This window comes from Streptomyces sp. ISL-87 (assembly GCF_018614095.1).
In the GTDB taxonomy this organism is placed as follows: Bacteria; Actinomycetota; Actinomycetes; order Streptomycetales; family Streptomycetaceae; genus Streptomyces.
Map to the genome: position 1 here is coordinate 34,935 of NZ_JAGGOY010000070.1, position 15,320 is coordinate 50,254.

Annotated in this window: 8 protein-coding genes; 2 read left to right on the forward strand and 6 right to left on the reverse strand. The window is 72.9% G+C overall.

Annotation, left to right across the window (positions count from 1 at the left end; genetic code table 11):
- Positions 1-59 precede the first annotated feature (59 nt).
- From J7I97_RS25535 to J7I97_RS25560, 6 genes are all read right to left on the reverse strand, one after another.
- A complete protein-coding gene (locus J7I97_RS25535; protein ID WP_214938836.1) occupies positions 60-1,871 on the reverse strand; it encodes a GMC oxidoreductase in 1,812 nt (603 codons plus the stop codon).
- Between the two features lie 25 nt (positions 1,872-1,896).
- On the reverse strand, positions 1,897-3,528 hold the full coding sequence (locus tag J7I97_RS25540) for a succinic semialdehyde dehydrogenase (protein WP_214938838.1): 1,632 nt from the start codon (positions 3,526-3,528) through the stop codon (positions 1,897-1,899).
- A 256-nt stretch (positions 3,529-3,784) separates the two neighbouring features.
- Complete coding sequence (locus tag J7I97_RS25545) at positions 3,785-5,407, reverse strand: serine/threonine-protein kinase (protein ID WP_214938840.1); 1,623 nt, start codon at positions 5,405-5,407, stop codon at positions 3,785-3,787.
- A 125-nt stretch (positions 5,408-5,532) separates the two neighbouring features.
- Positions 5,533-8,691, reverse strand: coding sequence for a hypothetical protein (locus J7I97_RS25550; protein ID WP_214938842.1), 3,159 nt, complete (start codon positions 8,689-8,691; stop codon positions 5,533-5,535).
- Positions 8,692-8,805: 114 nt separating this feature from the next.
- A complete protein-coding gene (locus J7I97_RS25555; protein ID WP_214938897.1) occupies positions 8,806-10,776 on the reverse strand; it encodes a serine/threonine-protein kinase in 1,971 nt (656 codons plus the stop codon).
- A gap of 719 nt (positions 10,777-11,495) precedes the next feature.
- On the reverse strand, positions 11,496-13,202 hold the full coding sequence (locus J7I97_RS25560) for a glycerol-3-phosphate dehydrogenase/oxidase (RefSeq protein ID WP_214938844.1): 1,707 nt from the start codon (positions 13,200-13,202) through the stop codon (positions 11,496-11,498).
- A gap of 254 nt (positions 13,203-13,456) precedes the next feature.
- On the opposite strand from J7I97_RS25560, the gene J7I97_RS25565 reads away from it, so the two are divergent.
- Positions 13,457-14,686, forward strand: coding sequence for a nucleotide sugar dehydrogenase (locus J7I97_RS25565; RefSeq protein ID WP_214938846.1), 1,230 nt, complete (start codon positions 13,457-13,459; stop codon positions 14,684-14,686).
- A gap of 119 nt (positions 14,687-14,805) precedes the next feature.
- Positions 14,806-15,315 (forward strand): hypothetical protein, encoded by a 510-nt coding sequence (locus J7I97_RS25570; protein ID WP_214938848.1) that lies wholly within the window; start codon positions 14,806-14,808, stop codon positions 15,313-15,315.
- The last annotated feature ends 5 nt before the right edge of the window (positions 15,316-15,320 follow it).

The window sequence follows — 15,320 nt, forward strand, 5'->3', positions numbered from 1 at the left end:
ACCGCGCTCGGAGGGGGAGCGCGGTACCCGCCGCTGTCACATCACCGGTGACAGCGCGGTCAGCTCTGGGATTCCGGTTTGCGCGGAGGAAGCTCCGGAATCGCCAGGAACGGCAGCCGCAGCGCGCCGAACGCCTCCTTCGGGACCGCCGGAGTGGCCGGTTCCACCGCTGCGAGGCGGGCGTAGGCCTCGCCCTGCTCCGGCCGCGGGTCCTGTTCGCCCTTGTTCGGCCAGTACGACATGGCCCGCTCCGCCTGCGCCGTGATCGTCAGCGACGGGTTCACGCCGAGGTTCGCGGAGACCGCCGAACCGTCGACCACCGAGATGCCCGGGTGCCCGTAGAGCCGGTGGTACGGGTCCACCACGCCTTCCTGCGGGGTGGCGCCGATCGGGCAGCCGCCGAGGAAGTGCGCGGTCAGCGGGGTGCCCATCAGCTCGCCGACGTTGCTGCCGGGGAAGCCGTTGATCTCCTCGGCCAGCAGGGTCGCCGCCCGGGTGGCCTCCTGGATCTGCACCGGGTTGGGGGCTCCGTGGCCCTGGCGGGCGGTGAGCAGGCCTTTGCCGATGCCGCCGGGCTTGCGGTAGGTCGTCAGGGAGTTGTCCAGCGACTGCATGACCAGGCCGATGATGGTCCGCTCCGACCAGCGCCGGTTGGAGAGCGAACGCGCCAGCTGCACGGGGTGCCTGGCGGTGCGGGCGAACCAGGCCCGGACCCGGTGCTTGGCGTACGGCACCTGGAGGATGGTCATGAACCCCATGGCGTTGGAGCCCTTGCCGTAGCGGACGGGCTCGATGTGGGTGTCGGCGTTGGGGTGCACGGACGAAGTGATCGCCACGCCCTTGGTGAAGTCGGCCCGGCTGCCCATGCCGTGCCGCTTGCGGTAGCGGCGGTCGTCGGTCTGGGCGCCGACCAGGCCCTCCGAGTTGGTGCGGGTCAGGTCCCCGAGCCGGTCCGAGACGCGCGGCAGCTCGCCGCGGTCCTTCATGGTGTGCAGCAGGGTCTGCGTGCCGTACGTGCCCGCCGCGACGACCACGTACCGGGCGCGCAGCACCTTGGCCCGGCCGCTGCGGCGGTGGTCGGTGGGGACGGTGCGGACGCGGTAGCCGCCGTCGGGGTGCTCGGCGAGGGCGGTGACGGTGGTCATCGGGTGGATCACGGCGCCGGCGCGCTCGGCGAGGTGCAGGTAGTTCTCGTTGAGGGTGTTCTTCGCGCCGTGCCGGCAGCCCGTCATGCACTCGCCGCACTCGGTGCAGGCCCTGCGGGCGGGTCCGGCCCCGCCGAAGTAGGGGTCGGCGACCTCCTCGCCGGCCCGGACCCTGGCCCGGCCCGCGCCTTCCTCACCGTCCCTACCGTCCTCACCGTCACCGAAGAAGACGCCGACCGGGGCCATGTGGAAGGAGTCCGCGACGCCCATCTTCTCGGCGGCGGCCTTGAGGTGGACGTCGGACGGGGTCATCGTCGGGTTGAGGCGTACGCCCAGCATCCGCTTGGCCTGGTCGTAGTACGGGGCGAGTTCCTCGCGCCAGTCGGTGATGGACGACCACTGCCGGTCCTCGAAGAAGGCGGCGGGCGGCACGTAGAGGGTGTTGGCGTAGTTCAGCGAGCCGCCGCCCACGCCGGCGCCCGCGAGCACCATCACATTGCCGAGCAGGTGGATCCGCTGGATCCCGTACAGCCCGAGGGCCGGGGCCCACAGGTAGTTCCGCAGGTCCCAGCTGTTGCGGGGCAGGCTCTCGCGGGTGAAGCGGCGCCCTGCCTCCAGGACGCCGACCCGGTAGCCCTTCTCGGTGAGCCGCAGTGCCGAGACCGACCCTCCGAAGCCCGATCCGATGACGATGACGTCGTAGTCGTAATCGCGGTCGTACGACACTGCTGTGCCTCCCGGGCGTTCGTGCCTAGCGGAGTCGGAGGGCCTTCATGACCTTGAGGCTGCGGGTCATGAACGCCGCGTACTTCTCGTCGTCCATGCCCAGCGAGGGCGCCATCGGGAGCAGCCGCTGGTGGGCGACGGTCTGGGCCTCGGTGTACTTGAGGATGCCCTCGGAGCCGTGGCGGCGGCCGAGGCCGGAGTCCTTCATGCCGCCCATGGGTGCCTGGGCGCTGCCGTAGGCGGGGGCGTAGCCCTCGTTGATGTTGACGGTGCCGGTGCGCAGGCGGGCGGCGACGGCGTGGCCGCGGCGGGCGTCCTTGGTCCACACGCTGGAGTTGAGGCCGTAGGCGGTGGCGTTGGCCTGCTCGACGGCCTCGTCCTCGTCGGTGAAGCGGTAGATGGACACGACGGGGCCGAAGGTCTCCTCGCCGCAGACCGCCATCGGCGAGTCGACGCCGTCGAGGATGGTCGGCTCGTAGAAGAGCGGGCCGATGTCGGGGCGGGCCACGCCGCCCGCGACGAGTGTGGCGCCCTTGGCGACGGCCTCGTCGACGTGCCGCTGTACGGTCTCCAGCTGGCGCTCGCCCACCAGCGAGCCCATGTCCGCGCCGTACGCGAGGGAGTTGCCGAGCCGCATGGCCTTCGTCCGGGCGGCGAAGCGCTCGATGAACGCGTCGGCGATCGAGGAGTGGACGTACAGCCGCTCGATGGAGATGCAGAGCTGGCCGGCGGAGGAGAAGCAGGCGCGGACGGCGCCCGCGGCGGCCTTCTCGATGTCGGCGTCGTGCAGCACGAGCATGGCGTTCTTGCCGCCGAGTTCGAGGGTGACCCCGACCAGGCGTGCGGCGGCGCCCTGGGCGACCTCGCGGCCGGTACGGGTGGAGCCGGTGAAGGAGACGTAGTCGGCGTGCCGGACCACCTCGGGGCCGACGACGGGGCCCTCGCCGAGCACGATCTGGAACACCTCGGCGGGCAGCCCGGCCTCGATCAGCAGGTCACGGGCCCACAGGGCGGTGAGCGCGGTCTCGGTGTCGGGCTTCATGACGACGGCGTTGCCGGCCACGAAGGCCGGCAGGGCGTCGCCGACGGACAGCTCCAGCGGGTAGTTCCAGGGGGCGATCTGGCCGACGACCCCGCGCGGCTGGCGCAGCTCGGTGACCTTGGTGAGGGTCGGCATGGCGCCGGTGTGGCCCTTGGGGCGCAGGTACGAGGGGGCTTTCCTGCCGTAGTGGCGGGCGGCGACGGCGACGGCCTGGACCTCTTCGTGGGCGTGCAGCCGGGCCTTGCCGGTCTCCAGCTGTATGAGGTCGAGGACCTCGGCCTGGCGGTCGAGCACCAGGTCGTGGAAGCGGAGCAGGACCGCGGCCCGCCGGCGTGCGGGCAGGGCGGCCCAGGCGGGCTGGGCGGCGCGGGCCTTCTCGAAGGCGGTGGCGACGTCCTCGGGGGTGGCCTCGGGGAGGTCCGCCAGCTTGGCCCCGGTGAACGGGGTGTGGTTGGCGGTGCGGCCGGAGCCGATCACTCCGCGGGTCAGCCGGGTGACCAGCCCGGGGGTCACCACGTCGGCGGCGGTACGCGCGCCGGCCGGGGCGGAGGCGACCGGGTTGGTGGGTTCCGGTGCGGAGCGGAGGGGGGCGGCCGGGGCCTGCGAGTCCGTCATGGCGGTGAGCGTATTCCGCTCGGAGGCCTTTGGGTACCCGTGGGTAACCGGATTTTGCCATTTCCGCCAGCGATCGCTGGCAGGATCGGCCGGGAAGGGCGGGAATGGCCTGATCAACCGGGTTGGGCGAGCGGCGCGGGTTGGTCCAGCCGACTTGAGCAGACCGCGCCGGCGGTCCAGGCGGCTTGGGCGGACCACGTGGGCCGGCGGTCCAGCCGGCTTGGGCAGAGCGCGCCGGCGGGCGGTCTAGGCAGGTCTAGGCAGGCGGCTGCCAGCCGCTGAGTACGGTGTCGAACTGGGCGCGGGTGGTGTCCCAGTCGGCGGTCGGGCCCGACATGTACACCGCGTACTCGGCGCCGTCCACGGCCACGTACATCTGCTCGATGGCCCGCCGCGGGCCCGCGAAGTTCACCTTCTCCGTCCAGGTGAACTCCCACAGCGCGGCGCGGGTGCTGTCCTCGAAGGTGTTCTGGTGAAGCGACTTGCGCGTGTACTCCGGCAGCCGGGGCTTCACCTCCTTCTCCAGGCTGGTCAGGTGGCTCAGCGGGTTGTCGTAGTCCGGGGTCTTGTCGATGGCGACCCGGATGCGGTGCTTCCCGTTGTCCGGGGTGTAGTCGATCTGGTTGCCGTCCATCTGGCGCTTCCAGCCGTCCGGGACGAACAGCGTGAAGCCCGCCGGGTCGGTGACCTCGGTCCAGCCGGCCGGCGGGCCGGCGGCCTCGTCGTCCTGCTCGCCGTCAGGGGCGCTCGCGTTCTTGTCGGAGCTGCCGCCCTTCTCGCCGTCCGCGTCCGCGGTGTACTTCAGCACCCCGAAGACACCACCGCCGCCGAGCAGCGCGGCCACCAGGGCGACGACGGCCGCCCGCTTGATACGGCCCGGGGCGGGGTTCGCGGGCGCCTGCGCGGGCTGTTCGGGGAGGGCGGCGGTCCGCACCTGATCGGGCGCGGCCGCCGGGGCGGGGGTGCGGGCGGGCTCGGGCTCCTGCGCGGAGACCAGTTCCTCCGACGTCACCGCACGCGTGGGCACGTACGCCTGCGCCGCCCTGGGCGCCCGGCCCTCCATCGCCTCCAGCAGCATCCGCTCGGTCTCCTGGGCCGACGGGCGCTCCGCCGGATCCTTGCGCAGCAGGGCGGTGATGACCGCGCCCAGCGCCCCGGACTGGCGCAGGGGCGGCGGCTCGTCGTTGACCACGGCCTGGAGGCTGGAGATGGGAGACGTACGCCGGAAGGGCGAGCGGGCCTCGACGGCCGTGTACAGGGTGGCGCCCAGCGACCACAGGTCGGAGGCCGTGCCCGGGGTGCCGCCGGTGACGCGCTCCGGGGCCAGGTAGTCGATGGAGCCGACGATCTCGCCGGTGCGCGTGATGGAGGAGTCGCCCTCGATCGCGGCGATCCCGAAGTCCGTGAGCAGCACCCGCCCGTCCTTGGCGAGCAGTACGTTGCCCGGCTTCACGTCCCGGTGCAGTACGCCTACGGCGTGCGCGGCGCGCAGTGCGCCCAGCACGTGCAGCCCGATCCGGGCCGCCTCGCGGGGCTCGATCCGGCCGGCGGCCTTGGCCGCGTCCGCGAGGGAGGGACCGTCGATGTACTCCATCACGATCCAAGGCCGGTCGTCGTGCTCCAGCACGTCGTGGACGGTGACGACCGCGGGGTGCTGGATCCGGGCGGCGGCCCGGGCCTCCTTCTGGGTGCGGGCGTGCAGCACGTCCCGGTCGGCCTGGGCGACGTACAGACCCGCCGTCAGTTCCTTGACCGCGACGGTCCTGTGCAGCAATTCGTCATGCGCGCGCCACACCTTGCCCATGCCGCCGCTGCCGATGGGCTCGACGAGCCTGTACCGGCTCGCGAGCACCGCGCCCGCGCCTGTCTGCTGTTCCACGATTCCCCGCCGCTCTGTGCACTTCCCGCCAGATTACGGAGCCTGCGGGCGTCGCCGGCACCGTGCGGGGTCGGTGAGACCGCACTGTGACGCAATTGCCGTACTGACCGCCCGTCAGGCCCTGTTCATCCCCCCGACTTGTAACTCCCCGTGGCCTGTTCGAAGACCTCGGTGACCTTGTCCTGCTCGTCCTCCGGGCCCGTGACCATGACGACGTGGTAGCTGTTCCCGAGCGCGACGACGAAGTTGCGGGCGAAGACGCTGCGGCCGTTGGCATCGTGCCAGGTGTACCTGCCGGTGACGCGGAGTTGCTGGCCGACCGTGGTGGACTTGATGTCCCCGCTGGTGGTCCAGGTGGAGTTGCGATAGGCGTTCAACTCCGGCTCCTTGTCCTTCTGGTACGTCAGCGGGTCCGGGTTGCCGTCCACCTTGTCCCGGCCGGGAACGACGGTCAGGGTGAACGCCCCGTCGGTGTACCGCACCTGGCCGGCCTCGTTGACGCCGTGGCGCTCCCAGCCGCTCGGGGCGGCGACCTCGAAGTGCTCCGGGTCCTGCTGGATGGTGTAGCCGGGCGGGGCGGTCTGCGGGGCCGGCTGCGAGGCGGGCTTGGACTGCGGTGTCCCGCTGGGCGTTTCGGCACTGGGAGCGGGACTCTTCGGGGCGGGCGCCTGTGACTGCTTCGGCTCCGGCCTGGCGGTGTTCTGCTCCTGGGACTCCCCGGACCGGGGCATGAAGAGCATCGCGTACGCCACCACCCCGGCGAGCAGGACCAGCACCCCGACGAGCAGGGTCCGCCCGAGGCTACGGGGGGCGCGGGCGGGGGCGGGGTTGCGGTGCCGCCCGTGCAGATCGCCGCGCCGCCGTACGACGGGCAGCCGCGCGGGATCCGGCTCCGCCATCGGGAGCACGCCGAAACCGGCGTCCGGCTCGGGAGCGGACCGCACGAGGGACCGCAGCCAGCCGCGGAGTTCCTCGAAGTCGGGGCGCTCGGTGGGGTCCTGGCGCAGCAGCGACTCCACGACGGGGCGCAGCGGACCGCACTCCTCGGCAAAGGCGGGGGGCTCGGCGCACACCATCTCGACGAGCTCGGTGACACTGTCCTCGGGGTACGGGGCGTGCCCCTGCACGGCGCGGTACAGCAGCGCGCCGAGCGCCCAGAGGTCGGTGGAGGGCCCGACGGGCGCCGCCAACTGCCAATGCCCGTGCACGGGCCCGGCCTGCTCGGGCGCCCACCGCTCGGTCACGGCCCCGACGACCGCCATCCGCGTCTGCCGCGCCCGCTCGGCATCCAACCCACTCCGCGGCCCCCCACCCGACGCCTGCGGCCCGCCGGAACGGAAGTCCACCTGGCCCTGCGGCTGCCCCTGCGGCTGCGCCTGGCCAGGACGGAGAAACCCGGCCGCGTCGGGGGCCTCGCCCCCCTGCGCCTGCGCCTGCCTCGACTGGAACGTGCCCTCAGCCTGCGGCTGCCCAGGACGAGGGCTGGCCTGCCCTCGCGGCTGCGCCTGGCCCAGCCCCGACTGGAACGTACCGTCGGACTGCGGTCGGCCGGAACGGAGTTCGGGCTGGCCCTGCGGCTGCGCCTGGCCGGGACGGAGATACCCGGCCGTGTCGGGGGCCCCGGGATGGACGGGGTCGACGTACTGCGCCGGGTCCGGGGCTTCGGCCTGGTGGTAGCCCTGGGGCAGGGCGAGTTGCGCGGGCAGGGCCGGGCGGGCCGGCGGCGACGCGGGCGCCGCCTCGGACGGCTCCGGCTCCAACTCCGACTCCGGCCCCGGCCCCGGCTCCGACTCCGGCCCCGGCTCCGACTCCGGCCCCGGCAACGCCTGACGGCGTGGTGTGACACCGTGCCAGGCCGCGGCGGGGGCGGACCGGGCATCGGGTCCGCCATACGGGTACGAGTAGCCCTCGGGGAGGTTCGACCCCTCGGGCCGCGGTTCCGGCGCGGGAACGTCCCCGGCCTTGCGCTGCTCGGTGACCCGGGCGGCGGCAGCCTGCGCCCCGGCCCGGTACGCGGCGATGGCTCCGGCGCGCGCGGCGGCCTTGAGGTCGGGCTGCTCCTCCGGACGCCCGGGGGTGATGTGGTCCGAGTACCGCGGCCCGGTGTCGTACCCCGGCGCCACCAACGGCGCATAACTGCCCGCCCCGGTCTCCCTGACGGCCGACCCCGCCCCGGCGCTGCCACCGGCACCGGCACCCTGCCCAGCACCGGATTCCCGACCAGGCCCCTGGCCGTAACCCAGCCCGGCGTCATAGTCGCCATCCACGCTGGAGTCCCAGTCAGGCCCCTGGTCATAACCCAGCGCGGCCCCGTGGCCGCCGGCCACCGCCTCGGACGCGTGGGGACCGCCCCAGCCGCCCTCCGCGCCCGCGACCTCCGCACCGGCCGAGCCCGGCCCCACGGCCCCTCGTACAGCCAGCCCCGAACCGGCGGAGCCACCCGCACCGGTGTCCCGGCCAAGCCCCTGGTCGTATCCGCCACGGGCGTCCAGGCCCGGCCCGTTCATCCCCGCAGCGGGGTTCGTGCCGGTCCAGCCCGCGGCCGCCCCTGAGCCGGACCCCGCGTCAGCAGACCCGGCGGGCCCCCGTACAGCCAGCCCCGAACCCGCGGAGCCACCCGCGGAGATGCCCGGCGTGCCCCATTCCCCCGCAGCGGTGGAGCCGATGGGATCCGGGACCGGGTCGTAGCCGCACAAGGCCTCTTCCGCGGCGCCTGCCGCCAGGCCTGTCAGGACCACCCGACCGTCATCGCATATCAACACCGTCCGGACGGTGATGTTCCGGTGCGTCCAGCCATGCGCATGCAACACACGCAGCGCGGTCAGCACATCCGCCGCCACCTCCGCCGCGCGGTAAGGGCTCAGCGGCTCATCGGCGATCAGCGCGGCCAGCGGCCTGGCCGGGACCAGTTCGCTCACTATCCACAGCGACCCGCCCTCCGCGAACACGTCGAAGACCTGGTCCAGCCGCGGATGGTCCGGCACGGACGCGGCCGCCTGCGCGGCGGCGATCGCCCGGCGCACGGCCGGCAGATCCCCCGCCGAGCGCCGCCCGGCCGAGCCGCGCCCGGCCGAGCCCCGGACAGCCGGGCCGCGGTCAGCGGGAACGGCCGGGCCGTCCAGTAGTTCCGCGTCCACGACTTCCGGCAACGGCACCTGCCGTACCAGGACTTCCTGCCCGCTGCGCGTGTCGAAGGCCCGGGTCTCCGTCAGCTCGTACTCGTCCGACGGAGGCAACGGCAGACGGTACCGGTCGGCCAGGATCCGGCCCGCGTAGTCCTCCACATCGCCTCCCCCGAGTGCGGTGGGCCCCCCATGGCCCCGCTGACACGATACGTCGCCCGGGCCGCCCGCGTCCCGGGCCTGACAAGGCCCGTACGGGGGATACGGGGAACCGGCTCAGTCCAGCGGCTGGAAGGTGTCGAACGCCGTCTTGCGCATCTGCGTGCACTCCGCGCCGTCCCACTGGTCGGCGGCGCAGCTGATCATGATGGCGTAGCCGTGCTTCGCGTCCACCTTGAAGCCGCGGTTGAGCACCCGGACCTTGATGCCCTTCTGCTCCCGCTCAAACTCCCAGTCAGCGACGGTCGGGTAGCCCCGGTAATCCACCACGTCGAGCCCGATCAGGTGGTAGCTCTTGCTGCTGCCCGCCACCGCCGGGGCCAGCGCGGCCCACGCGGCGCGCGCGTCGTCGCGCGGTTTCTTGTTGAAGTCGACCTGTATACGCGGGAACCCGCCGTCGCGGCTGTATATCGCGCCGGAGTTCTCACCCGCGGTGTCGGTCTGGTGGAACCCCTCGGGCATGGCCATGGAGAAGTGGTACCGAGGGTCCGTCACCAGGACGTACCCGGCCGGGAGTCCGGCTATCGGGTTCCCCGGGCTGGCGCCCTGGCCCTGGCTCTCGCCCTGGCCCTGGTCCTGCCCCTGGCTCTGCTGCCCGCTCGGCGTCTGGCCCTGGCTCGGCTGTGTGTCGCCGCCCTTGCCGCCGTCCTTGCCGGTGGACGCGCCGCCCTTCGCGGATCCGTTGGCGGACCCGCCCGGGGACGGACTGCCGGACACGGTCGGGCCGGGGCCGCCCTTGCCCTCGTTCTTGCGGCCGCCGCCGTCGTCGCCGCTGAACGCGTAGACGACCAGCGAGCCGATCGCCGCCAGCACCACGAGCGCGCCGGCGATGGCGAGCGCGATGGTGCGACGCGGCATCACATCGGTCAGCGGAGCCGCGACCGGCGCGGGCCGGGCCGACGCGGCCGGGGCCTCGGCCGCCGAGGCCGCTGCCACCGCCGCGGCCTTGCGGGCGGCCTTCAGCGCCGCACGGGCCCGCTCCCGCTGCTCGCGCTCCCGCCGCTCGCGCTCCTTCTTCTCGGCCTTCTCCGCCTGCGCGGCGGCCTTCTCCGCGGCGGCCTTCTCCGCGGCCTGCTCGACGGCCTGCTTGGCCTCGACGAGCGAGATCTGCCGGGTCTCCTCGGCGGACGGGGTCGGCTCCGGAGCCGGGACGGCCTCGGGGGCGTTGATCACCGCGGTGAGCATCGCCCGCGCCCGCGCGTCGTCGAGCCGCCGGGCCGGGTCCTTGGCCAGCAGGCCGTAGATGACCTCGGTCAGCGGACCGGCGTTCTTGGGCGGGTCCACCGGCTCGGTCATCACCGCGGTGAGGGTGGCGAGCGCGGACCCCTTGTCGTAGGGGGGCACACCCTCGACGGCGGCGTACAGCAGCCCGCCGAGCGACCACATGTCGGCGGGCGGGCCGGGCCGCTGGCCGCGGGCGCGCTCGGGGGAGATGTACGAGGGGGCGCCGACGAGCATGCCGGTGGAGGTGACGGAGGGGTCGCCCTCGACCTGCGCGATGCCGAAGTCGGTGAGGACGACACGGCCGTTGTCGGCGATGAGCACGTTGGAGGGCTTCACATCGCGGTGCAGGATGCCCTGGCCGTGCGCGGCACGGAGTACGTCGAGCACCGCGAGCCCGACCTCGGCGGCGCGGCGGGGCGTCAGCGGGCCGCGCTCCCGTACGAATTCGGCGAGCGATGGCCCTTCGATGAGCTCCATGACGATCCACGGGCGGCCGTCTTCGTCGACGACGTCATAGACCGTGACGGCGCCGCCGCTGCGGATACGCGCGATGGCCTTGGCCTCGCGGAGGGTACGGGTGATCAGCCGGCGCTTCTCGTCCTCGTCGACCCCGGTGCTGAAGCGGAGCTCCTTGACGGCGACCGTCCGGCCGAGGGTTTCGTCCTGGGCCCGCCACACGGTGCCCATGCCGCCCTTGCCGAGCACGGACCCGAGCCGGTACCGCCCCGCGAGCAACCGCCCCTTGTCCTGGCCGTCCCCGGCCGCCTTGGCCGCCGCAGCCTTGGCCTTCACCTCGGCGGCCATGGCGTCCGCCTTCTCGGTCACCGGATTAACGGGCTTCGCGTCCTCCGCCCCGGCCGGCACACCCTTGCCCAGCACCGCCTTCGCCGCAGCAGGCGCGGAATCCCCGGCCCCCGCAGCCGCCTTCGCGGACGTGTCCTTGCCCAGCACAGCCTTCGCCGCCGCAGGCTTGGCATCCTCAGGCGCAGCCTCGGCCTCCGCCGTCGCAGCCGCGTCCTTGCTCAGCACCGTCTTCGCCGCAGCAGGCTTGGCATCCTCAGGCTGGACAGACGTCTTCGCCACAACCGGCTTGGCATTCTCAGGCTGGGCAGGCGTCTTCGCCGCAGCAGGCTTGGCGTCCTCACCCTGGACAGGCGTCTCTGCGGCCGCAGGCTTCGCATCCTCAGGCGCAGCCTCAGCGGGCTGCGCCCCACCCTGCTGCGCCGCAGGCGACTCGGCAGGCGACTCGGCAGGCGACTCGCCAGACGACTCCGGCTCCGCCGACACAGGCTTGGCCCGGTCCTGCGTCGCCGCAGGCGACTCGGCAGGCGACTCGGTGTGCTCCGGCTTCGACATGCGTCCCCTCTGCGATCGTGCCGGCTGCTCCGGCAGCCGCCGGGGTTTCCGGTGGTCCGCCCCGGCAGAACCCGCGCGGTAACCCGCCCCGGCAGAACCCTCATTGTTCCTCACTCCGCAACGGACGGGAGCCCCGGGTCCGCGGTTCCCCCCTTCACATCCCGGAGTTACAACGGAACGATGTCGGGCGCCCCCAGCCGCGCCGCGTCCGCCGTCTGGTCGTCCGGCTGGCGCTGCGACTCGCGCTCCGCCTGCACCCGCTTTTCGTAGTGCTCCACCTCCTTCTCGATCTGCTGTTTGTCCCACCCCAGCACCGGAGCCATCAGCTCCGCGCACTCCCGCGCCGACCGCGTTCCCCGGTCGAACGTCTCGATCGAGATCCGCGTCCGCCGCGTCAGTACGTCGTCCAGATGCCGCGCCCCCTCGTGCGAGGCCGCGTACACGACCTCCGCCCGCAGATAGTCGTCGGCGCCCGACAACGGCTCGGCCAGCGACGCGTCCGCCGCGATCAGCTCCAGCAGTTCCTCCGTCAGCGCTCCGTACCGGTTCAACAGGTGCTCCACCCGCGCCACATGAAGCCCCGTCCGCGCCGCGATCCTCGCCCGCCCGTTCCACAGCGCCCGGTATCCCTCCGCCCCGGCCAGCGGCACATCCTCCGTCACACACTCGGCCACCCGCTGGTCCAGCCCGTGCACCGCCTCGTCCACCGCGTCCTTCGCCATGACCCGGTACGTCGTGTACTTGCCGCCCGCCACCACCACCAGGCCCGGCACCGGGTGGGCCACCGTGTGCTCCCGCGAGAGCTTGCTCGTCGCGTCCGACTCACCGGCCAGCAGCGGCCGCAGGCCCGCGTACACCCCCTGGACGTCATCGCGCGTGAGCGGCACCGCCAGTACCGAGTTCACGTGCTCCAGCAGATAGTCGATGTCCGCGCTCGACGCCGCCGGATGCGCCTTGTCCAGGTCCCACTCTGTGTCCGTGGTCCCCACGATCCAGTGCCGCCCCCAGGGGATGACGAACAGCACCGACTTCTCCGTCCGCAGGATCAGTCCCGTCGAGGAGTGGATCCGGTCCTTCGGGACGACCAGGTGGATGCCCTTCGACGCCCGCACGTGGAACTGCCCCCGCTCCCCGATCAGCGCCTGCGTGTCGTCCGTCCACACCCCCGTCGCGTTCACGATCTGCTTCGCGCGGATCTCGTACGACCCGCCCCCCTCCATGTCCCGCACCTGCGCGCCCACCACCCGCTCGCCCTCGCGCAGGAAGCCGACCACTCTCGCCCGGTTGGCGCAGTGCGCCCCGTACGCGGCGGCCGTCCGGACGAGCGTGGCGACGTAGCGCGCATCGTCCATCTGGGCGTCGTAGTACTGCAGGGCCCCCACCAGAGCGTCCTTGCGCAGCGCCGGCGCCACCCGCAGGGCCCGCTTGCGCGACAGGTGCCGGTGCACCGGCAGCCCGCGCCCGTGCCCGCTGGACACCGACATCGCGTCGTACAGCGCGACGCCCGAGCCCGCGTAGAACCGCTCCCACCCCTTGTGCTGCAACGGGTACAGGAACGGCACCGGCTTCACCAGGTGCGGAGCCAGCCGCCCCAGCAGCAGGCCCCGCTCCTTCAGCGCCTCCCGTACGAGGGCGAAGTCGAGCATCTCCAGATACCGCAGCCCGCCGTGGATCAGCTTGCTCGACCGGCTGGAGGTGCCCGACGCCCAGTCCCGTGCCTCCACCAGGCCGGTCGACAGCCCTCTGGTCACGGCATCGAGCGCGATGCCGGCTCCCACCACGCCCGCGCCCACGACCAGCACGTCCAGTTCCCGCTCGGCCATCCGGGCGAGCGCCTCGGCGCGCTGCACCGGTCCCAGTGTCGCTGTCCTCACGGCTGCCTCCCGTTGGTGCGGGGGATCCCCGCGTCGTGCGGGTGATCCCGCTCACATCCCCCGCACACGATTCTGACCGGCCGCACCGACATCAGCCACCGCCTGTGGACAACACAACGGTGGCCGACATCCTGCAATGCGACATATCTGTCATATATACGCCTAGTCTGACATAGCGCCAGCTCCCTCTGTCCACAGGATTTGCGCGCACCGCCCCCTCATGCATGTCAGGGAAAGGGAAGGGACGGCACCCCATGCCCGCAGATCTCGCCGTCATCGGACTCGGCCACCTCGGCCTCCCACTCGCCCAGGCGGCCGTCGCCGCCAGAATCGAGACCGTCGGTTACGACAGCGGTCCTTCCACGGACAGCACCCTCACCGCCGCCGAGATCCGCCGCATGTCGGCGGCCGGCTTCCGGGTCACCACCAACCCCGCCGAACTCGGCCGGGTCCGCACCGCCGTCATCTGCGCCCCCACCCAGCTCGGCGCCGACCGCGCGCTCGACCTGTCGGCCGTCGGCGAGGCCGGCCACACCCTCGCCGCCCGGCTCCGTCCGCACACCACGGTCATCCTGGAGTCCGCCGCCCACCCGGGCGTCACCGAGGACTACCTGCGCCCCATCCTCGAATCGGGCTCCGGTCTGCGCGCCGGCCGGGACTTCCACCTGGCCTACTCCCCCAGCCGCCTCGACCCCGGCAACCGGACGCACGGCATCTCCAATACCCCCAAGGTGATCGGCGGCCTCACCCCCGCCTGCACCGAGTCGGCGCACGCCTTCTACGCCCGCCTCACCGACAAGGTGGTCCGGGCCCGCGGCCTGCGCGAGGCGGAGACCGTCCAGCTCCTCGAAACCAACTACCGGCACGTCAACATCGCCCTCATGAACGAGATGGCCGTGCTCTGCCACGACCTCGGCGTCGACCTGTGGGACGTCATCCGCTGCGCCGAGACCAAGCCCTACGGGTTCCAGGCCTTCCGCCCCGGCCCCGGCGTCGGCGGACACGGCGTCCCCCTCGACCCCAACTACCTCCCCCACACCACCCGCACCCCCGGCCACCCGCTGCGCATGGTCGGCCTCGCGCAGGAGATCAACAACCGGATGCCGCAGTACGTCATCCAGCGTTCCGCCACCCTGCTGAACGAGCACGGCAAATCCGCCCGCGGCGCACGCGTCCTCCTCCTGGGCGTCACGTACAAGCCCGACCTCGCCGACCAGGAGGGCTCCCCCGCCCGCGAGATCGCAAGCCGGCTCATCGACCTGGGCGCGCTGATCAGCTACCACGACCCCTACATCGCCGGCTGGCGCGTCCGGGACCAGCCCGTCCCCCGCGCCGAATCGCTGTACGAGGCCGCCGCCAACGCCGACCTGACGATCCTCCTCCAGCACCACCGCACCTACGACCTCCAAGGCCTGGCGGTAAAGGCCCAGCTCCTCCTGGACACCCGCGGCGCCAGCCCGGCGGGCGCGGCACACCGGCTCTGACCTGCCTCGAAATCCCCCTTGGGACGCCGCGGACGACTGCTAACCTGCGGCGACTTATCTCGCACATACGTCCTCACCACGGACATGCGTACACCTGAATCCCTGGGGGGGATTTCTCCATGAGCCAGCAGTTCCGGCCACCCGGCCCCGATTCCTCCACCCCCGCGGCCGTGGCCGCCCAGCAGCGCGGACCGGCCCGCACCACCGGTGCGGGCCGCGGCATCGCCGGCGCGCTCCTCGCCACCTTGGTCGCGGCCGCCGCCTACGGCTGGGTGCTGCACCGGGTTGAAGAGCAGGCCCGGCCCCTGGCGCTGGTCATCGGCATCCTCGTCGGTGCCGCGGCGGGCCACTTCGGCGGGCGCCACCGGGTGATCCCGCCGGCCGCCGCCGTGCTGTCCCTGGCCGCGGTCTACCTCGGCCAGCTGCTCGCCCTCGCGCTCGCCATCGGCGACCTGACCGGCGCCGGCCTCGGTGAGGTCGTCGGCACCCTCGGCCTCGGTGGCCTGCAGGAGCTCTGGCTCGAAGCGACGAGCGCATATCAACTCGGCTCCGTGACCATCACCGCGGTGGTCGCCTTCGTCGTGGCCCTCAAGATCCCCTCGGCGGCCGGCACACCAGGACGGAACTGAGGGCT